At 70.5% G+C, this 19595-nt stretch carries 16 protein-coding genes; 10 read left to right on the forward strand and 6 right to left on the reverse strand.

Annotated features, from left to right (window positions below; translation table 11 throughout):
• Positions 1-5: 5 nt before the first annotated feature.
• Positions 6-1172: a porin gene (locus BM43_RS04710; RefSeq protein WP_025099518.1), complete on the reverse strand. Its 1167-nt coding sequence runs from the start codon at positions 1170-1172 to the stop codon at positions 6-8.
• Between the two features lie 549 nt (positions 1173-1721).
• On the opposite strand from BM43_RS04710, the gene BM43_RS04715 reads away from it, so the two are divergent.
• Together BM43_RS04715 and BM43_RS04720 are read left to right on the forward strand one after the other, a co-directional pair.
• Positions 1722-2300, forward strand: coding sequence for a hypothetical protein (locus BM43_RS04715; protein WP_036056664.1), 579 nt, complete (start codon positions 1722-1724; stop codon positions 2298-2300).
• A 542-nt stretch (positions 2301-2842) separates the two neighbouring features.
• Positions 2843-4321 carry a SulP family inorganic anion transporter gene (locus BM43_RS04720; RefSeq protein ID WP_036056662.1) on the forward strand — a complete coding sequence of 493 codons (1479 nt, stop codon included), beginning with the start codon at positions 2843-2845 and terminating at the stop codon, positions 4319-4321.
• A 125-nt stretch (positions 4322-4446) separates the two neighbouring features.
• Here the strand turns inward: BM43_RS04720 and BM43_RS04725 are convergent, their stop codons facing one another.
• From BM43_RS04725 to BM43_RS04735, 3 genes are all read right to left on the reverse strand, one after another.
• The gene (locus tag BM43_RS04725; protein WP_036056661.1) at positions 4447-5427 is read right to left on the reverse strand and encodes a sulfonate ABC transporter substrate-binding protein; all 981 of its coding nucleotides are present in this window, start codon (positions 5425-5427) and stop codon (positions 4447-4449) included.
• A gap of 228 nt (positions 5428-5655) precedes the next feature.
• A complete protein-coding gene (locus BM43_RS04730) occupies positions 5656-6516 on the reverse strand; it encodes a MerR family transcriptional regulator (RefSeq protein ID WP_036056660.1) in 861 nt (286 codons plus the stop codon).
• A 9-nt stretch (positions 6517-6525) separates the two neighbouring features.
• Positions 6526-7125 (reverse strand): GNAT family N-acetyltransferase, encoded by a 600-nt coding sequence (locus tag BM43_RS04735; protein WP_042285515.1) that lies wholly within the window; start codon positions 7123-7125, stop codon positions 6526-6528.
• A gap of 189 nt (positions 7126-7314) precedes the next feature.
• Between BM43_RS04735 and BM43_RS04740 the strand changes: the two genes are divergently transcribed.
• Positions 7315-8874, forward strand: coding sequence for a methyl-accepting chemotaxis protein (locus tag BM43_RS04740; RefSeq protein ID WP_042285519.1), 1560 nt, complete (start codon positions 7315-7317; stop codon positions 8872-8874).
• A 138-nt stretch (positions 8875-9012) separates the two neighbouring features.
• On the opposite strand, the gene BM43_RS04745 is transcribed toward BM43_RS04740, so the two are convergent.
• The gene (locus BM43_RS04745; protein WP_036056658.1) at positions 9013-10671 is read right to left on the reverse strand and encodes an ATP-binding domain-containing protein; all 1659 of its coding nucleotides are present in this window, start codon (positions 10669-10671) and stop codon (positions 9013-9015) included.
• A 182-nt stretch (positions 10672-10853) separates the two neighbouring features.
• Here BM43_RS04745 and BM43_RS04750 point away from each other — a divergent pair, with 182 nt between their 5' ends.
• Together BM43_RS04750 and BM43_RS04755 are read left to right on the forward strand one after the other, a co-directional pair.
• Complete coding sequence (locus tag BM43_RS04750) at positions 10854-11372, forward strand: DUF305 domain-containing protein (protein ID WP_036056657.1); 519 nt, start codon at positions 10854-10856, stop codon at positions 11370-11372.
• Between the two features lie 74 nt (positions 11373-11446).
• Entirely contained in the window at positions 11447-12910 is a 1464-nt protein-coding gene (locus BM43_RS04755) for a YncE family protein (protein ID WP_036056656.1), read from the forward strand.
• Between the two features lie 142 nt (positions 12911-13052).
• Here the strand turns inward: BM43_RS04755 and BM43_RS04760 are convergent, their stop codons facing one another.
• The gene (locus BM43_RS04760) at positions 13053-13907 is read right to left on the reverse strand and encodes a helix-turn-helix domain-containing protein (protein ID WP_036056655.1); all 855 of its coding nucleotides are present in this window, start codon (positions 13905-13907) and stop codon (positions 13053-13055) included.
• 458 nt (positions 13908-14365) lie between these two features.
• Here BM43_RS04760 and BM43_RS04765 point away from each other — a divergent pair, with 458 nt between their 5' ends.
• The 5 genes from BM43_RS04765 to BM43_RS04785 all read left to right on the forward strand — a co-directional run bounded on the left by BM43_RS04765 (position 14366) and on the right by BM43_RS04785 (position 19572).
• Positions 14366-15694, forward strand: a complete 1329-nt coding sequence (locus BM43_RS04765) for an NAD(P)/FAD-dependent oxidoreductase (RefSeq protein ID WP_036056654.1) — start codon at positions 14366-14368, stop codon at positions 15692-15694.
• A 126-nt stretch (positions 15695-15820) separates the two neighbouring features.
• Positions 15821-16606 carry a hypothetical protein gene (locus BM43_RS04770; protein WP_036056653.1) on the forward strand — a complete coding sequence of 262 codons (786 nt, stop codon included), beginning with the start codon at positions 15821-15823 and terminating at the stop codon, positions 16604-16606.
• Between the two features lie 398 nt (positions 16607-17004).
• Positions 17005-17793, forward strand: a complete 789-nt coding sequence (locus tag BM43_RS04775) for a DUF4118 domain-containing protein (RefSeq protein WP_036056652.1) — start codon at positions 17005-17007, stop codon at positions 17791-17793.
• A gap of 1 nt (position 17794) precedes the next feature.
• Entirely contained in the window at positions 17795-18721 is a 927-nt protein-coding gene (locus BM43_RS04780; RefSeq protein WP_013689965.1) for an alpha/beta hydrolase, read from the forward strand.
• Positions 18718-19572, forward strand: a complete 855-nt coding sequence (locus tag BM43_RS04785; protein ID WP_088555555.1) for a MipA/OmpV family protein — start codon at positions 18718-18720, stop codon at positions 19570-19572. The genes BM43_RS04780 and BM43_RS04785 overlap by 4 nt, the downstream gene beginning before the upstream one ends.
• Positions 19573-19595: the final 23 nt, after the last annotated feature.

Below are 19595 nucleotides of genomic sequence, written 5' to 3' on the forward strand. Positions count from 1 at the left end.
ATCGATCAGAAGGTGTGACGCAGGCCCACCGTCACGGCCACCTGCGTGTCGGTCGACGACGGCGACAGCGTGTTGATCATCGCGTGCGACAGCACCGAGCCGGCCGGCGCGCCGTGCACGTTCTGATAGACCCCTTCCAGGTAGATGTCGGTGCGCTTGCTGAAGGCGTAGTCGGTCTGCAGCATGGCGGTGTTCCAGCCCGGCGACGAGCCGTTGTAGGCGCCGCGCGTATAGGTATAGGCGCCTGACAGGCTCAGCGCCGGGGTCAGCGCGTATTTCGCGTTGACCTCGTAGTTGTCCAGGCGCAGCGTGCCGCTCAGGCTGCCCGAGGAGCCGTCGGCGGCGCCCAGGTAGGTGCCGGTGCCGAACGAATACACGCCGGTGGCGTTGTCGATCTGGGTGTGGCTCCAGACCAGGCCGACGGTGGCGGGGCCATAGGTGTAGTTGCCGCCCAGCGACCAGATCCGCTGCCGCTCGGCGACGAAGTTCGCGCTGGTGTCGCCGGTGGTGACCGCGCCGCTGCCGCTGCCGGCATCGTTGAGCTGCAGGTAGCCGGCCGCCAGGTTGACCGGGCCCTGCGCATACGACAGCGCGAAGCCGTAGGAGCGGTTGTTGGCGAAGTTGCCGGCCTGGTTGCTGAAGCTGTACATGGTCTCGAAGGTGAGGCCGCGCCAGGTCGGGCTCGCGTACTTGACCGAGTTGTTGATCACCACCGAGTTGGCGGCCAGGTTGTCGTTCTCGAACGGATGCGCGGCCAGGCTGCCGCCCCAGGTGTTGAACTCGGCCGACAGCGGGCCCACCAGGTCGTTCATCACGTCGAACTGGCGGCCGAAGGTGAGGGTGCCCGCCTGGGCGCTCTGCAGCCCGACCCAGGCCTGCGAGCCGAAGCCGTCGCCCGAGAAGGCCTGCGCGCCGTTGTTGAGCAGGAAACCCTGCTCGAGCTTGAACACCGCATGCAGGCCGCCGCCGAGGTCCTCGTCGCCCTTCAGGCCGAACACCGTGTTCTGCGTCGAGCTGCTGTTCTCCTGCCAGTTGCTGTGGCCCTGCTGGTTGTTGGTGTAGACGAGGCCGGTATCGATCAGGCCGTAGAGCGTGACGCTGCTTTGCGCGTACGAGGACGTCGAGACGGCAAGCGCGCCGAACAGCGCGACGGTGATCAGGGTGGGTTTCATCGAATGGCCTCCGCAATGGACGATGAGTGTGGTCGATTGATTTGCTGCCTGATGCATGTCGATCGGAAAAAGCGGCGCCGCGAATCGGGCGCGCGGCAATTCGGATCGGTCGAATCGATGTCGTGTCGAGCTTCGCGCCGATGGAAATCGGTCGAAATCACCGGCTGCGAGCAACCGGTGCGACGAGCTTGCCGGGCGGCCCTGGCGGGGCGGCCCGGCGATCAGGCAACGGGCCGCATCATAGAACGCCGAAAATAAAAATGGCGTCGAAAAGGCCCCTGCGTGGTATTAAAAAAACAGAATTATTTTTTATGTGAAGCAAGCTGTCATTCAATCGGCGATCAGCGCGATTAAAATCCGATGCGCAAGGAAAGTGCAATGAAAAGCGCCTGGCTTTCCATTGATTTGATAATCGATTACCGATGGCTTTCGGCATTGCGGATAAGCGGGGGCGATGCGATGATGGCGCGCGGTGCGTTGCGCATTCCGGTCGAATCCGCGAGGCGCGCGTGCCCCGATCGTCCACCCCTGCACCGAAGGAGCGCACGCTTGCGTCTCGTACCCGTTCTCGCGCTGGCCGTCGCGGCGCTGCTGTCCGCCTGCGCCGGTTCCGGCACGCCCCGCCAGAGCGCGCCGGTCGCCGCGCCGCGGCCGCCGGGCGCCACCGGCGCGCAATTGCTGCCGCCGGGCTACGTCTGCCAGGATTGCTCGATGAGCTTCATCGTCAGCGCGATCCGTCCGCCGCGTCATGGGCTGATGCTGGTGCGCGGCGGTTTCATGACGCCGCAATCGATGTGGATCGTGGTCGACTACGACCAGCAGCGCATCTCGCGCGTGGTCACGGCCGCCTCGCGCGACGCGGCGGGCAACTTCGCGTTGAGCCCGGTGGCCGGCGACGCGGCCGCGCTCGACAGCACCGAGCTGGCCGGCATCCGCGCGGATGCCGACGATGTCTGGGCCGCGCTGCGCACCATGCGCTCGAAGTCGGCCACCGACGTGACCTGGAGCCTCTACCTGCTCGACGGCGGGGCGGTGCGCCACGAATTCGGCATCGGCCTGCCCGGCGACGAGGCCGCCAAGCTGGCCGGGCGGATCGACACGGTGGTGGAACGGCGCTTCGCGCACTGAACCGTCGGCGGGCGGCGAGGGCAGGGGCCCGCGCCGGCGCCGGCTCGCCCGATGTGGTGACGCGTTTCGGGTAGCGCCCGCCGCCCGCGGCGCGGCCTCCCCGGCGCCGGGCCGGTTTGCGCGTTCGCGGACGATCCGGTTAAAATTCGCGGCGCGCGGCGGCCGATGCTCTCGCGCCCGCCCGCCGGGTGCCGCTCAGGCGCCGCTGCCCGGCCGGGCCATCCTCCTCGACGAATTCATTCCGCTACCCATGTAATCGCTCGCGAACTCCCGTCAGTCCATTTCGCCCGACCGATCGGGGGTTCGCGGACCGATGCCGCCTGCCTGCGCGCGCGCCTTGCGCCGCCCCGGCCAGGCGTCGTCCCGTCTACCCGTGTTCCACACGAAGCCAGCCGGCAGCGCGCCCGGGATCCGCCCCGCGCCGTCCATGCCGGCGGCATCCGAGCCGGTCCGCGCCCACCCACGGCCGGGCAGTGCGCGCCGGCCCGACGCTCATCGGGCCGCGCGGCGCTGTCCCCAACGATTCAACACGGAATCCACCCATGCACGCCCGTACGCTACGCGACGAGTGGTTCGGCAACCCGCGCGGCGACATGCTCGCCGGCCTGGTCGTCGCCCTCGCGCTCATTCCCGAAGCGCTCGCCTTCTCGATCATCGCCGGCGTCGACCCGAAGGTCGGCCTCTATGCCGCCTCGGTGATCGCCGTGGTCTGCGCCTTCGCCGGCGGCCGCCCCGGCATGATCTCGGCCGCCACCGGCGCGGTCGCGCTGCTGCTGACCTCGCTGGTGCGCGAGCACGGCGTCGAATACGTGTTCGCGGCCGGCATCCTGGCCGGCGTGCTGCAGATCGCCGCCGGCCTGCTGCGCCTGGGCGAGCTGATGCGCTTCGTCTCGCGCTCGGTGATGACGGGCTTCGTCAACGCCCTGGCGATCCTGATCTTCCTGGCCCAGCTGCCGCAATTGCGCGACGTGCCGCTCTACGTCCACGGCCTGCTGGCGCTGGGCCTGGCGATCATCTACCTGCTGCCGCGCGTGACGCGCGCGGTGCCCTCGCCGCTGGTGTGCATCGTGGTGCTGACGGCGATCGCGATCGCCCTGCACCTGCCGCTGCGCACGGTCGGCGACATGGGCGCCTTCCCCGATCGCCTGCCGGGCTTCGCGCTGCCGCACCTGCCGTTCACGCTCGACACGCTGCGCATCGTGCTGCCGTACTCGATCGGCATCGCGGTGGTGGGGCTGCTCGAATCGCTGATGACGGCGGCCATCGTCGACGACTACACCGATACGCCGAGCGACAAGAACCGCGAATGCCGCGGCCAGGGCTGCGCCAACATCGCCGCCGGTTTCCTGGGCGGCATGCCGGGCTGCGCGATGATCGGCCAGACGGTGATCAACATGAAGTCGGGCGGGCGCGGGCGTCTGTCCACCTTCGTGGCCGGCGCGGTGCTGCTGGTGCTGGTGGTGTTCCTCGGGCCCTGGGTGCGGCAGATCCCGATGGTGGCGCTGGTGGCCGTGATGGTGATGGTGTCGATCAGCACCTTCAGCTGGAAGTCGATCGCGAACCTGCGCACCCATCCGCGCAGCTCCTCGCTGGTGATGCTGGTGACCGTCGCGATCGTGGTGGCGACCGGCAACCTGGCGATCGGCGTGCTGGTCGGCGTGTTGCTCTCGGCGCTGTTCTTCGCCTCGAAGGTGCGCCGCGTGCTGCAGGTCGAGGCGCTGCGCGATGCCGGCGGCGAGCGCCGCTACCTGGTGCGCGGGCAGGTGTTCTTCGCGTCCTCGGAAGCCTTCGTCGCGCAGTTCGATTTCCACGAGCGCGTCGAGCGCGTGAAGCTCGACGTCTCGCATGCGCACTTCTGGGACCTGACCGCGATCGACGCGCTCGATCGCATCGTCAACAAGTTCCGGCGTCACGGCGTGGCGGTCGAGATCGTCGGCCTGAACCGCGCCAGCGCGACCATGATCGAGCGCTACGCGACGCACGACAAGGGCGATGCGGGCGCGGCGACGCTCTCGCATTGAGGCGCGCCGGCCTCGGCGCATCGCTCGCAATGGGGCTGGTGCGCTAGGCACGGAGCGCGAAGCGGCGCGGGGCCGTTCGACGGCCGCGCGTCGCTTCATGCTTGCCGCCGGCGCCGGCGGCGCGCCTACTTCGCGGCCAGCGCTTCTTCCACAGCGCGATCGCGCCAGACGTTCTCAGCCACCTCGAGCTTGCGCGGAATCAGCTTCACGCCGTAGAACGCGTCGGCCACCGCCTGCTGCGAGGCGACGATCCGTTCGTCGATCGGCACCGCGCCGAACGGCACGCGCTTGAACCAGGTTTCCACCAGCGCGGTGTCGAGTCCCACCTTGGGCGCGATGATGGCGGCTGTCTCGGCAGGATGCGCATTGACCCACAGGCCGGTCTCGCGAAGCTGGCGCAGCACCGCGCCCACCACCTCGGGATGCGCGGCGGCGAAGTCGCGGGTGGCCTCGTAGAAGTTGTAGGTGGCCGTGAGCCCGGTGTAGTCCGACAAGGTGCGCACCTTCAGCGAACTCTGCGCGGCCGCGTAGTAAGGATCCCAGACCACCCAGGCGTCCACGTCGCCGCTCTCGAAGGCGGCGCGCGCGTCGGCGGGCGCGAGATAGACGGGATGGATCTCGTCGTAGCGCAGGCCGGCCTTGTTGAGCGCGGCCAGCAGCAGGTAGTTCGAGCTCGAGCCCTTCTGCAGCGCGACCTTCTTGCCGCGCAGGCCCGCCACGTCGCGGATCGGCGAGCCGGCCCTCACGAAGATCGCCTCGTTGTGCGGGGCCGGCTGCTCGGCGCCGACATAGACGAAGCGCACGCCGCCGGCCTGCGCGAACACCGGCGGCGGCGCGCCGGTATAGCCGAAGTCGATGCTGTTGGCGTTGAGCGCCTCGAGCAGTTGCGGGCCGGCCGGGAACTCGAACCATTTCACCGTGTAGCCGAGCGACTTCAGCTTGTCGTCGAGCGCGCCCTGCGCCTTCACCACGGCGAGCAGGCCGGCCTTCTGGTAGCCGATGCGCAGCAGGTGGTCGGCGCCGGCCTGGGCGCTGGCGGCGGTGGAACCGAGCAGCGCGGCGGCGCTGAGGAGGGCGGCGGGCAGCCAGCGGGTGAAGCGGGGCATCGGGCAATCTCCGGGAGGGTGGCCGGCGGGCGGCGCAATTCGACGAAGCGGCAGCCCCCTTCTGGCGAGGGCCGCCCCAGTCGAAAAATCGTCGCACGGGCATCCATGCGCACCAACCAAGCATTGCCGATATCAATATGACGGCGCGCCGACTATGGTCTTCAGCGCGCGCGGCGATTGCCTTCGAGGGCGCGTGGCGCGTTGGGGACGCCACGCGGGAATGGGGTTTCAGCGCTTGCCGCGCTTGTCCTTGCCGCTGCCGTCTCGCGGCGCCGGCTGGCCTTCGCTGCGCGCGGCTTCCTCGCTGAGCTGCTTGTCGAGGATGGTGGCCACGCGCCCGCCGAGGTAGGCGCCCGAGGCGGCTTCCAGCGCGCGGTTCATCTCGCCCTCGACGAAGGTGGCCGACAGCGGCCGCAGCCGCCAGATCGCGTCGACCAGGGCCGGCACGTCGGTGGCCGGCGGCAGGCTGCCTTCGTCGTAGCGGTCGAGACGGCGCACCACCAGGTCCACCAGCACGCGCGCGATCGCGTCGAAATGCGGCCGCGCGATGCTCATCGCGTCGACCAGCTCGCGCACCGGGATGCCCTCGCGCACCAGCGCGCCGGCCGCCTCGATCAGGCCCGGCGTCTTGGCGACGAAGGACAGGCCGCGCCGCTCCAGCAGGCCCAGCTCGGTCACGCGCATCAGCGAGGCCGGCGTCTGCGGGCCGAACATCGAGACCAGGTCGGCCAGCGAATAGGTTTTCGGACGCTCGTGCGACCAGCGTCCGCCGATCGCGTTCTCCAGGCCCAGGATCGAGCGCAGGTCGTGGCCATCGTCGATCGCCTTGATCAGGTCCTGGATGTTGGACAGCGTGTAGCCGCGCGCCAGCAGGTGGTTGATCACCTTGAGCCGGGCCACGTGGGTGTCGTCGTAGATGCCGACGCGGCCGCGCTTGCGCGGCGGCGTGAGCAGCCCGCGATCCTGGTAGGCACGCACGTTGCGCACCGTGGTGTCGGTCACGCGGGCGAGCTCGTCGACGGTGTACTCGTTGGCATGCGCGCCTTCGGGCGGCAGCTCGGCGGGAGAGGTCGGGGTCGGTGTCGGCATGCGCGGATTTTAGCCTGTGTGCGGGCCGGCGTCGCCCCTGGCGGGCGGCGCGTCGGCGCCGGGGCCCAGCGCGCGCTGCATCAGCGCGATGTCGAGCCAGCGGCCGTGCTTGTAGCCGACCGCGGCGAGCGTGCCGGCCGGCGCGAAGCCGAACGCGGCATGCAGCGAGGTGGAGCCGCCGCGCCCGCCGTCGGCGATCACCGCGATCATCTGGCGCCACGGGCCGCGCTCGCAGCGCGCGATCAGCTCGGCGAGCAGGGCGCGGCCGATGCCGCGGCCGCGAAACGCCTCGTCGAGGTAGATCGAGTCCTCGACGGTATGGCGGTAGGCCGCGCGCGGCCGATAGGGCCCGGCATAGGCGTAGCCGGCCAGCCGGCCCTCGACGCTCGCCACCAGCCAGGGCAGGCCGTGGCCGAGCACGGCGGCGCGGCGCGCGCGCATCTCGTCGAGCGAGGGCGGCACCTCCTCGAACGAGGCGACGCTGTGCAGCACGTGGTGCGCATAGATCGCGTGGATCGCGGGCAGGTCCGCGTCGCGGGCATCGCGGATCTCGCAGGCGGCGTGCGGGGTGGTGGCGGAGGCGGACGAGGCGGTGGCGGGGCTGGACACGATCGGGATCAGGGGCGGAGGAGGCGATGAATCGCCACTATGCGCGAGATATTGCGCTGGAGCAAAAAAAGCCGGCGATTCCGATTATTCGGGAAAACGCAATGCTCAAGTTTGGCCCGATCCCTCCGTAAACATCCTCAGCAATGACCTTGCGCGCGAGCGCTCCTGAATCCTGTCGACCGGCCCGCCATGAACGCCCTGTTTTCCCGCTTCTCGATCCGCACTCGCCTCTATTCGACGCTCGCGCTGGCTGCCCTGATCCTCTGCGTGACGGGCGTGGTGGGCCTGGCCGGCATGCAGAACTCGAACGATGCGCTCAAGGATGCCTATGCCTCGCAGCTCGCCGCGCAGACCGCGCTGGCCAGCGCCAACCTGAACCTGACGATCGTGCGCACCACGCTCGATCGCGCCATCCTGCATCCGGATCGCCCGGACCTGCAGTCGGTGCTGAACAAGGCCGAATCCTACCTGGCGATTTCCGACCGGGCCTGGCGCGACTACACCGCGCTGCCGTGCCACGAGGGCGAGCAGCCGCTGGCCGACGCGGTGGGCGCCGCGCGCGGCGCCTTCATCGCGCAGGCGATCCAGCCGATGATCGACGCCATGCGCGCCGGCCATCCCGAGGAGGCCGACCACCTGATGATGAAGGTCTCGCCGCCGCTGTCGGTGGCGCTGACCAAGGCGGCGGGCGAGCTCGACAAGTACGGGCTGGACCGCGGCAAGGCCGTCTACGACGGCGCGCAGCGCAGCTTCTCGCTGCTGCGGCTGGTGTCGGCCGGCACCATCGTGTTCGGCCTGGCGGCCTGCCTGGGCTGCGCGATCGGCCTGCACTACGCGATCACGCGGCCGCTGGCGCGCCTGCTCGAGCATTTCCGCAGCCTGTCCGACGGCGACCTCACGCACGAGCTGCACTGGAGCTCGCGCGACGAGATGGCCGAGCTGGTGAGCGGCGTCACGCGCATGCAGCGCAACCTGGCCGAGACGGTGCGGCGCGTCTCGCGCGGCTCGGAATCGATCGCCACCGCCACGCGCCAGATCTCGGCCGGCAATACCGATCTGTCTCAGCGCACCGAGGAGCAGGCCGCCGCGCTGGAGCAGACCGCCGCCAGCATGGCCGAGCTGACCACCACGGTGCGCCAGAACGCCGACCATGCGCGCGACGCGCGCGAATCGGCCGACGACGCCAGCCGGATCGCCTCGCAGGGCGCCTCGGTGGTGGGCGAGGTGATCGGCACCATGAACGACATCGACCGCAGCTCGCAGCGCGTGGCCGACATCATCGGCACCATCGAGGGCATCGCGTTCCAGACCAACATCCTGGCGCTGAACGCGGCGGTGGAAGCCGCGCGCGCCGGCGAGCAGGGCCGCGGCTTCGCGGTGGTGGCCGGCGAGGTGCGCACGCTCGCGCAGCGTTCGGCCACGGCCGCCAAGGAGATTCGCGACCTGATCGGCGAATCGGTCGAGCGGGTGGCGGCGGGCTCGCGGCTGGTGGGCTCGGCCGGTAACACCATGACCGAGATCCGCCGCGCGATCACGCGGGTGAACGACAGCATGGCCGCGATCGCCGCGGCTTCCGACGAGCAGCGCGACGGCATCGAGCAGGTCAGCCGCGCGGTCTCGCAGATGGACCAGGTCTCGCAGCAGAACGCCGCGCTGGTCGAGCAGGCGGCGGCTGCCGCCGCCTCGCTCGAGGAGCAGGCCGACGGCCTGCGTCACGCGGTGCGCACCTTCCGCGTCGCCATGGCCTGAGCCCGCGAGAGTCGGCGGCGGGCAGGGCGGCGGCGCGTGGCGGCGCCGAACGTGCCCGGCTGCCCGCGCTCGACGCCACTGGCCGCGACTCGCCTCGGCGCACGAATTCGAGCCTGAACCCGCGCATGCGCCCCGGCCTCAGTCGGCCGGCGCGATCCTGGCCGTCGCGCGCTGCGAGGCCACCACGATCAGCTTCATGGTCGCGCGCGTGGCGCCGACGAACAGCTTGCGCGCCGCGCGCGCGTCGAATGCCTCGAAATCGACCTCGGTGAGGATCACGCAGGGCGCGGCCTGGCCCTTGAAGCGGTAGATCGAGTCGAGCAGCACGTCGCCGTCCTGGTACTCGGGCGTGCCGAACAGGTCGTACTTGCCGGTGAAGCGGCGCACCCGATGCGGGCCGAGCTGGTCTAGCGGCGTCAGCACCGAATTCTCGCGGCCGCGATACGAGAGCACCGCGATGTCCTGCTTGCGGAATCCCAGCGAGAGCGCCTGCGTGATGGCGCGCTTGGTGGCGTCGATGCAGGCCTCGCCGGTGGCGTCGCCGTCGTCGTAGGGATTGAAGGCGATCTCCGAGCCGTCGAACGGGCTGCCCGATTTCAGCTCGGCCGCCAGCGGCTCGAATTCCCCCACCAGGTTGCGCAGGTAGGCGAGCACGTCGCGCGGGCTGCGGTAGTTGGTCAGCTCGCGCAGCGTCACCCAGCCCTCGAAGGGCACCTCGTCGCGCGTGTAGAGCGCCTGCAGCGGATCCTCCAGCCACCACCACGCGCCGCCCGGGCGCAGCACGCGTTCCAGCGAGGCCGCCCAGGCCGGCTGGAAATCCTGCCCCTCGTCGACGATCAGCACGTCGAAATGCCAGCGATCGGGCACCGGCGTGGCCTCGAAGCGTTCCGCCAGCCGCGTGAAGGCGTCGGGCTCGCTGAAGTCGGGTGTATGGCCCGCGTCGCGCAGCACCGAATCGCAGAACTGGTGGTAGTTGGCGATGATCGCGCCCTCGGGCGCCAGCCGCTTGATCGAATCGGCCAGCGGGCGGTTGAAGCAGACATAGAGCACGCGCTTGCCGGCCGTCACGGCATCGCGCATCACGCGCACCGCGAGCTGGGTCTTGCCGGAGCCGGCGGTGGCCACCACCCGCAGCCGGAACGGCGCGAATTCGAGCCGGCGCGCCCAGGTGGCCAGCCCCGCCGAGAGCCGCGTGACCAGCGTGTCGGCCTGGCCGACCAGGGCGCTGGTGTCGGGCGCGAGCGACAGTTCGTCGGCCAGTAAGTGATGGATCTTGGCGGCGCTCGCGAACGGCGTCTCGTCGGCCGGCAGCAGCGTGGCGATCACCGCCGCGAGCTTGTCGCGCCGCGTGGCATCGACGATCCGATCGGGCGGCAGCCCCGCGATGGCCGGGTTGGCGACCGTGTAGTCGGGGCAGTAGAGCAGCGCGTCCACGCCGTATTCGCCGGCGCCGAAGGCAGCCGTCAGGCGCCGGTGCAGGGTCTCCTGCATGCGCGCGAGCTGGATCGCCACGTTGCGTTCGGTCTTCATGTAGACCTTGGCGATCCCCTTGGGTGTCTCGCGCAGGAAACCGGCCTTCTGCTCGACCAGCAGCACGCGCCCGGAAGGGCTCACCACCACGAAGTCGGCCTCGCCGAACACCGAGAAATTGTGGTCGGGACGCGTCCAGTGGACGCCGTGATAGACCGTGTAGGCATCGGGCAGCGCGCTTTCGAGCATCGCGAGCGTGTCGCGTTCGCGTTGCGCGGCGCCGGTGGCGGCCAGGCTTTGCCAGTCGTCGGGAATGATGCGGGCCATGAAGGGACTCGAAGGGGAGGGCGCGGCTATTGTACTCAGGCGCGCGAGCGGACGGCGGCCGGGCTGCACGCTGGCTGCGGGCCGCCCGCGCGGGCAGGAAATTTCGCGGATCGACGGAATAGTCTCGCGAAATCCGTGTTCGCCTCGGTGACAGGATTGGCTGTCCATCGAGGAGACGAACCATGCGAGCGATACCCCGCCCTTCATCCCGACGCGCGCGCCGCCCGGGCATCCTTGCCGCGCTCGGCGCCGCGCTGCTGATGGCCGCCGGTGCCGCGGCCGCCGCCGGCGCCCCGGTCCAGGACGAGCGCGCCTTCCTGGCCGAGAACGACATCGCCATGAGCCGCATGATGGACGACATGAGCATCAAGTCGTCCGGCGACGTCGACCGCGATTTCGTCGCGATGATGGCCCCGCATCACCAGGGCGCCATCGACATGGCGCAGGCCGAGCTGCGCTACGGCCACAACGAGCAGTTGCGCCGCATCGCGCAGGAGATCGTGGTCGAGCAGCAGCAGGAGATCGTCGCGATGCGCCTCGCGCTCGGCCAGCCGCTGCCGAGCGCCGCGCCCGCACCGGACCAGCAGCGGCCGGCGTCAGCCTCGCCCGCCTCGTTCGCTTCTTCAGTTCCATCGCAGCCGTCGGCCACGATGTCGATGCACCACCACTCGTCCATGTCCATAAATAAGGAATCCCAATGAAAAGCTCGCCGCGCTTTCCCTCGCTGTTTCCTTCGCTGCGCCCGTCCCCGCGTCCATCCCCGCGTCGATCCCTGATGTCGGCCGCCGCGGCCGCGATGCTGGTGCTCGCCTCGCAGGCCGCCTGCGCCGGCCAGGCCCCCGGTGCGCTGGCCGCGCCCGACGTGCCGGTCAGCCATCGCGACCGCGTCTATGCCGCCGAGCAGTTCTCGAACACGGTGTCGGTCACCGATCCTGCCGACAACCACCTGGTGGGCGTGATTCGCCTGGGCGATCCCTCGCCGGGCAACTTCAGCCCGCTCTACCGCGGCCAGTTGCTGGTGCACGGCATGGGCTTCTCGCCCGATCATCACACGCTGGCGGTGGTCTCGATCGGCTCGAACTCGGTCAGCTTCATCGACACCCGGACCAATGCCGTCAAGCACACCACCTATGTCGGCCGCTCGCCGCACGAAGCCTTCTTCACGCCCGACGGCAAGGAGGTGTGGGTGACCGTGCGCGGCGAGAACTACGTGTCGGTGATCGATGCGCGGAGCTTCGAGGAGAAGACGCGCATCACGGTGCCGGCCGGCCCGGGCATGACGATCTTCTCGCCCGACGGCCAATACGGTTACGTGTGCTCGTCCTTCAACCCGGAAACCGAGGTGATCTCGGTGGCCGACCATGCCATCGTCGGCCATGTGCCCCAGGCCAGCCCGTTCTGCCCGAACATCGCGGCCACGCCCGACGGCCGGCAGGTCTGGTTCACGCTGAAGGATGTCGGCAAGACCCAGGTGTTCGACGCGCGCCCGCCGTTCGCCCTGCTCAAGACGCTCGACACCGGCCCGATCACCAACCACGTGAACATCGTGCACAACGCGCGCGGCAGCTTCGCCTACGTGACGGTGGGCGGCCTGAACCAGGTGAAGGTGTTCCGCACCGACGATTTCTCGCAGGTCGCGACGATCCCGGTCGGCAACCTGCCGCACGGCATCTGGCCGTCGGGCGACGGCACGCGCGTGTATGTGGGCCTCGAGAATGCCGATGCGCTGGCGGCGATCGACACGGCGAGCAATCGCGTGATCGCGACGGTGCCGATCGGCCAGGCGCCGCAGGCGGTGGCCTATGTGCCCGACGCGGTGCCCGAGGGCGACGGCCGCGCCAATACGCAGCCGCTCGGCGTCTCGGGCGAGGCCGCGCACCTGGCGCTGGTGCCGGTGGGCGGCGCGGCGGCGGCCGGCACCGCGCCCACCAGCGTGGCCCTGTTCGACCAGGGGCTGCTGCAGGTGCTGCAGGCCTCGGCCACCGGCCTGCAGCCCAAGCATCCCTATGTGCTGGGCCTGGCCGGCGCGCCCGACGGCAGCGGCGCGATCGAGCCGCTCGCCAGCTTCATGACCAACCCGGCCGGCTCGGCGATCGTCAATGCGCTCGGGCAGATCCGGCGCGAGGTGGCGCCCGGCACGGACGCGGCGAACGGCACGCCGGATCGGCGGCGCTACCTGGTGATCGCGCCGCAGGTCGATGGCAAGCCGGGCGCGCCGGTGCAGGTGCAGGCGCTGTAGCGGGGAAACGGTAGCGGGAGACGAGGGAGGGCGGGGCGGAGGATCGCCCCGCGAGGATGGGCGGCGCGGGCCGCCTGGTGCTGACCGGCTGGTTCCAGCCGGCCCGGGCGGGCCGGCCGCGCGCCTTCGCGCCGTGGCGAATTCAGTGCTGCGACAGGCGCTTGGCCAGGTCGGCGCACATCAGGCTCAGGCGCACCGGCTTTTCGTAGCAGACCACGTCGAAGGTGCGCATCGCGTCGCCGATCTCGGCTTCGCTGGCCTGGCCCGACAGCAGCGCGTCGGTCAGCACGAAGATCGGCGCGCTGGGGTTGTCCGAGGCGCGCACCGAGCGGATCACCGGCGTGGCCGAGCGGCCCTCGAACAGCCATTCGGTCAGCACCGCGTCGAAGGCCTGGCTCTGCAGCGCGTCGAGGAAGGCCGGCAGGCGCTCGAAATGCGCGGTCGCGAAACCCTGCTCGTCGAGATAGCGGCATACCGACTCGGCGCTGACGCGATCGCCGTCCACCACCGCCACCAGCATCCGGTCGCTCTCGGCGCGGCGCGGGTAGATCTCGATCTTGTGGACGTCGTAGGCGCTCTGGTAGAGCACGCCGGTGTGGCGCAGCACGCGCCAGCGGCCCTGGTGCTCGTAGGCGACGAACTCGGGGCGCGCGCCCGGCTCGAGCTGCGCGCCGATCCATACCGTGCAGGGAATCTCGCTCACGCCGGCGAACAGCACCGCGTCGTGCGCGCTCGCGCCCACCATGCCGGGGTCGAGCGATTGCGCGCTGAACAGTTGCGCGGCGGGCTCGCCATAGGCTTCGGCGACCTTGCGGATCTGGGAGAGGGTCCAGGGGCTGCTGCCGCGCAGCTTGCGATGCCCTTGGGAGAAACTGAGATCGAGAATCCGGCACAGCTCGGTGGTCTGCTGCCGTTTGCCGATGCCGTTGCGGCTCATCAGCTCGCGCACGCGTTCGGCGACGGCTAGGGAGTCCGTGGTCACTGCTTCGTTGGCCATGCTGCGGGTGCGATCGGGTCGAGAAAGTCGCTTTACGACGTGTGGTTCATGTCGGACGAAGCCGTCTGTACTAGAGCGAGCCGACCGGCCACGCACGCAAACGTTAACTTTACCGCAAATCAGAAATGGCTCCGCCGACATTTACACTGGTGGATGTGAAAGCTGTAACCAAACATTGCGAAAACTCGCGCCGGGCACGGCTTGTGGCTCGACCGGGCGGGGCTCGCGAAAGCCCGGCGAACGTCCTCGGTTACCCACCTCCGGCGGTGCGCGGCCGATCGTGGGCGGCGGGTTTCAGCCTGGTCGTGGCGGTTCGTCGGTCTTGTCCCTGGCCCGTGGTCATGCCGATCCGGCGCGAGACGGCACGCGGCTTCAAGCGCATTCGCGAAAAATCCCGTAGCCGCGCCCGGTAGAATGGCCGGTTTCCTCCCACTCGATCGATTCGCAGCACGCCGCGCATGACCACCACCTATCCGCTTCACGGCGCCTTCTCGCGCCCCGACGACACTTTTCCCGAACAGGCCGACGTGGTGATCGTCGGCGCCGGCATCATGGGCTGCGCGGCCGCCTACTACCTGTCGCGACGCGGGCTCAAGGCGGTGGTGTTCGACAAGTCGCGGGTGGCTGGGCAGCAATCGACGCGCGCCTGGGGCTTCGTGCGCCAGCAGGGCCGCGAAGCGGCCGAGGTGCCGCTGATGATGGCCGGCATGCGGATCTGGGAAGGCCTTGAGCGGGAGCTCGGCACCGATCTCGAATGGCGCCAGGGCGGCTGCCTCTACCTGGCCGACCAGGAGGACGACTGGGCCGCCTACCAGGACTGGCTCGAAGTGGCGCGCCAGCACGGGCTCGACACGCGCACGCTGTCGCGCGACGAGGTCGGCCGGCACGTGAAGGGGCTGGCCGCGCCGGTGCTGGGCGGGCTCTACACCGCCAGCGACGGCCAGGCCGAACCGCGCCGGGTGGCGCCCGCCTTCGCGGCGCGCGCGATCGAGGGCGGCGCGCGCTTCTTCGACGGCTGCGGCGTGACGGCGATCGAGACCGCCAACGGCGCGGTGACGGGCGTGCTCACCGAGCGCGGCCGGGTGAGGAGCGCGCGGGTGATCTGCGCGGCCGGCGCGACCAGCTTCCGCCTGCTCGACGGCATCGGCATCCGCCTGCCGCAGCAGACCGTGCGCGGCACCTGCATCCGCACCAACGCGCTGCCGGCCGTCTCGGCCGCCACCATCTGGGGCCACGGGCTCGGCATCCGCCAGCGCGCCGACGGCGCGATCAATCTCGCCGACGACATGACGGTCGATCTCGACTTTAGCTTCGGCCATCTGCGCGGCCTGTCGCTCTACCTGCCGGAATTCTGGAAGCACCGCGAGAAGTTCCGGGTGCGCGTGAACGGCGCGCTGCTGGCCGACCTGAAGCGCCGCCTGGCGGGCGGCCACGACGCGATCGAGCCGCGCGAGCCGCTGCCGCGGCCGAACCCGGCGCAGGGCCCGCGCGCGCTGGCGCGGCTCAAGCGCATCTTCCCGGCGCTGGCGGCCGCGCAGGCGGTCGAGAGCTGGGCCGGCCTGATCGACGTGCTGCCCGATGGGATCCCGGTGATCGACGCGCCCGAGGATGTGCGGGGCCTGGCGATCGCCACCGGCTTCTGCGGCCACGGTTTCGCGATGGGGCCGATCGTCGGGCGGCTGCTGGCCGAGCTGGTCGACAGCGGCCAGCCCTCGCTGGCGCTCGGCGAATTCCGCGCGCGCCGCTTCGTCGACGGCACCATGAAACGGCCGCGCAGCATGCTCTGAGGGCAAGCGCGGGCCAGCGCGGCGCTTGGCAAGCGGGGCGCTTCTCGGCATGATGCAGGGCTGTCCTGCCGCGCCGTGCCAGCGCGCGGACGAGACCCCAGAAGGAGCGCAGCGAACGCTGCTACGATGAACCACCCGCGCCGTTTCACCCCGCCGGCATCCCTGTCCGGGCAGGCTCCGCATCGGGCGCCGGCCGCGCCGCGCCGCGCGCATCCCCGGGTCGCCCGGGGGGGCTGGGCCGCGCTCTGGCTGCTGGCCGTCCTGCCGGCCGCGCATGCCGCGCACGCCGACGGCGTGGACCTCGCTGCCGCCCGTTTCCAATCCCTGCTGAGCTGCCAGCCCGGCGCGCGTTCGCCCTTGCCGGCCGAGCGCGCCGCCTGGCGCGAGGCGGGCTTGTCGATCACCGGCTACGCGCACGACGGCGGGGTGCTGATCGACGATCGCCGCGAGGATCCGGCCGACCGCTGGGAGGAGATGCGGGTGCGCTTTCCGCGCCCGGTGACGATCGAGGGCAACCCCGTCAGCGTGGTCCATCTGGCGCGCCAGCAAAGCGGCGATACCGACGCCGATCTCGACCTGAGCATCTACGCCGAAACCAGCGGCGACGTCGCCGCCTTCGCCGCGGCGCGCCGGCTCGCGGCGCTGCCCTCGGCGGTGCCGGCCGGCCTCGATATCTCGAATAACCAGGAAGACGGCCATGTCGCCGGCTTCCACGCCGGCTACCTGCGCTGGAGCGCGCCGCTCTCGAAGCGCCAGGCCGACGCGCTGGCCGAGCCGGGCAGCACCTACCTGCCGGGCGCGCACCGGCTGCCGGCGGTGCGCTTCGCCGGCGCCATGGCCGCCGAGCCGGGCCGTTTCGCGTTCGGCTGCGTGGTCTTCGGCCCCGACGTCACGCCGATCGACGGCATGTAAGTCCGCCGCCGATCGCGGGCCGCGCCGGCGACGGGATGCGGTGCGCCCCGCCTGGGCGAGCACGCGGCTTGCTCGCCGCGCGACCGGCGCGATCCTGCCCCGTTGCGGGCCGGCTCCCGGGGGCCGGGGCATGAACCGCGAGCAAGCCGCAAGGGCAGGCTCCGGCGCTCGATCCGCCATCGATCCCGGGGCCTTGCGCGAGCCGCCATCGGGCGCCGCGAGCCACTGCGAACGAGACGCGGATTCAGACGCAAAACACGACGAAAAACCAACAAACTTCACGTTCCCGCCCCTTTCTCCTTACGCCTGCGTGACAAGTTGAAAAACATCGTGTCGCACTCGCCAAATCCCGCCCGAAACTCGTTACCATTCAGCGTTTTTTGAAATATCCGGTAAACATGAAAGTTCGGAATGCGAGTCTCTGGGCGCCCGCGGGGATGCGGCGCTGGGCATACGCGGCGGGGGCCCTGGTGCTTGCGCTGGCGGTGCGGCTCGCCCTGCATCCGCTGCTTGGGCCGGTGATGCCCGGCACCGCCTTCGCGATCGCGGCGGTGCTGGTCGAATACTATCTGGGCCTCGCGCCCGCGCTCACCGTGATGCTGCTCGGCCTGGTGATCGCCGACTTCCTGTTCGTGCCGCCCTATGGCTCGCTCGACAACTTCCTGGTGATCGAGCGCGGCGACGTGGTGCTGCTGATCTCCTATCCGCTGGTGACCCTGCTGGTGATCGTGCTGGTCGAGCGCCTGCGCCGCGCGCAGTATCGCGCCGGGCTGGTCACCGCGGTGGCGCAGTCGCGCTACGAGATGCTGCTGCGCCAGGACAACGAGCGCGCGCTGGCGCGCCGCGCCGTCGACGAAACGCATCGGCTGCTGCGCTATCTCGCGCAGTACCAGCAGGCGCTGATTCTGATCAAGGCGCTCGAGCGAGACGCCGTGCAACGCGCCCAGGTCGGCCAGAGCGTCGACGCGCCGCTGCCCTTCGACGGCGAGGTCGCCCCCGGCCCGCTGCATGCCGAGCTCCATCCCGACGATATCCAGCGCGTCACGCATGCGCTGTCGGCGGGCAGCCACCGCGTGCGGATCCGCTCGGCCGCGCTGGGCGGCGATTTCCGCCTGGCGCCCTGCATCTGCGAGCGCTTCACCACGCATGCCGGCGACTTTCTGGTGCTGCGCACCGAGGAGGCCTGAGATGGGCGCGAGCGACAGCGGCCTGACCCGGGCGACGGCCAAACCCTCCGCCGCCGCGCCGATCTTCGCCGAGGGCGACGGCCACGCGGTGCTGCTGCTGCACGGCCTGTCCAGTTCCCCGCTCGAGTTGCGCTATCTCGCGCGCTACCTGCAGGACGAGGGCTTCACGATCTGCGCGCCGGTGATCGAGGGCTACAGCGCCGGCTCGGCCGAGCTGCCGATGGAGCGCTGGATCGAGGGCGCGGTACGCGAATACGATGCGCTGGCCGCGCGCTACGAACGCGTCTCGGTGGTCGGGCTGTCGATCGGCGGGGCGCTGGCGCTGCGGCTGATCCAGGAGCGCCCCGACGCGCAGGCGCTGGCCCTGCTGTCGCTGACGCTGACCTACAACGGCTGGGCGATCCCCTGGTACCGCTTCATCCTCGACCTGGCCTACTACACGCCGCTGCGGCACCGCTATCGCTATCGCGAGGCCGAGCCCTTCGGGCTGCGCAACGAGGCGCTGCGCGCCAAGATCGCGCGCGCCATGGAGCGCGACGCGTTCAGCGAGGTCGGCCCGTCCGAGATCTCGCTGCCGGCGCTGCACCAGGCGAACCGGCTGGCGCGGCTGGCGCGCCGGCAGCTCGGCGAGATCGAGAACGACACCCTGGTGATCCACTCGATCGACGACGAGACCTCCAGCCCGCGCAACCCGAACACCATCATCGAGCGGATCGGCGCGAGCTTCCTGCGCACCATCTGGCTCGACGATTCGTATCACATGATCACTTCCGACAACGAACGGGAAATCGTCGCGCGCGAGACCGCGCTGTTCCTGCGCGAGAGCGAGATTGCGCACGGCGCCGGCGCGGGGGCGCCGCCGGTCGTGTCGAAAGCGCTCGCGAGGCGGCTGCGCCAGCTCGCGGCGGTGGCCCGCAAGACCAAATGAAGCCAGTCCTTTCCCGCTCCGTGCCGGGCGCCGCGAGCCGCGCCGCTACCATCACCCTGGCCGCCGCGCTCGCCTGCGCGGCGCCGCTCGCCCAGGCCGATACCGATGCCGAATCCGGCAGCGGCGCTGCGGCCGTCGCCGGCTCCGCAGCGAGCGGCGCCTCGCCCTGGAAGATCACGATCGGCCCGGGCGTCTACGTGGCGCCGCAGTATCCGGGCTCGCGCCACCTGAAGGCCTATCCGTTCCCGGCGCTCGACATCTCCTACCGCGACCGCTTCTTCTCGCAGGGCCCCGACGTGCTGGGCTGGAACGTGCTGTCCAGCGGCGACACCTACCACCTCGGCATGGCCGTCAGCTTCGATTTCCAGTCGCGCGACGCGAAGGACGACGCGCGCCTGCGCGGGCTGCCCGACGTGCACGACGGCCCCAAGCTCAAGCTGTTCGCCGACTACACGATCTGGGCCTTCACCGGCGCGCTGGCCGTCTATCGCGACGTGCTCGGCTACGGGCAGGGCACCACCGCCAGTGCCGATCTCTATGCCTCGCTGCCGCTCAATGGCTGGCTGTTCTCGATCGGGCCGGGCCTGACCTGGGCCAACGGCGCCTACACGCGCACCCTGTTCGGCATCTCGCCGGCCGAGAGCGCGGCCTCCGGCCTGCCGTCCTACGGCACCGGCTCGGGCGTGCGCGACGTGCACCTGAACTTCTACATGACGCACGATTTCTCGCGTCACTGGGTCGGCACCCTCAATTCGACGCTCGGGCGCCTGCAGCGCTTCGCGGCCTCCAGCCCGATCACCGAGCGCCGCACCGAGTGGACCACCTTCGCCTCGCTCGGCTACCGGTTCTGAGGCGGCGCGCGCCGCGCCCGGCA

Source organism: Burkholderia gladioli, from assembly GCF_000959725.1.
Taxonomy (GTDB): domain Bacteria; phylum Pseudomonadota; class Gammaproteobacteria; order Burkholderiales; family Burkholderiaceae; genus Burkholderia; species Burkholderia gladioli.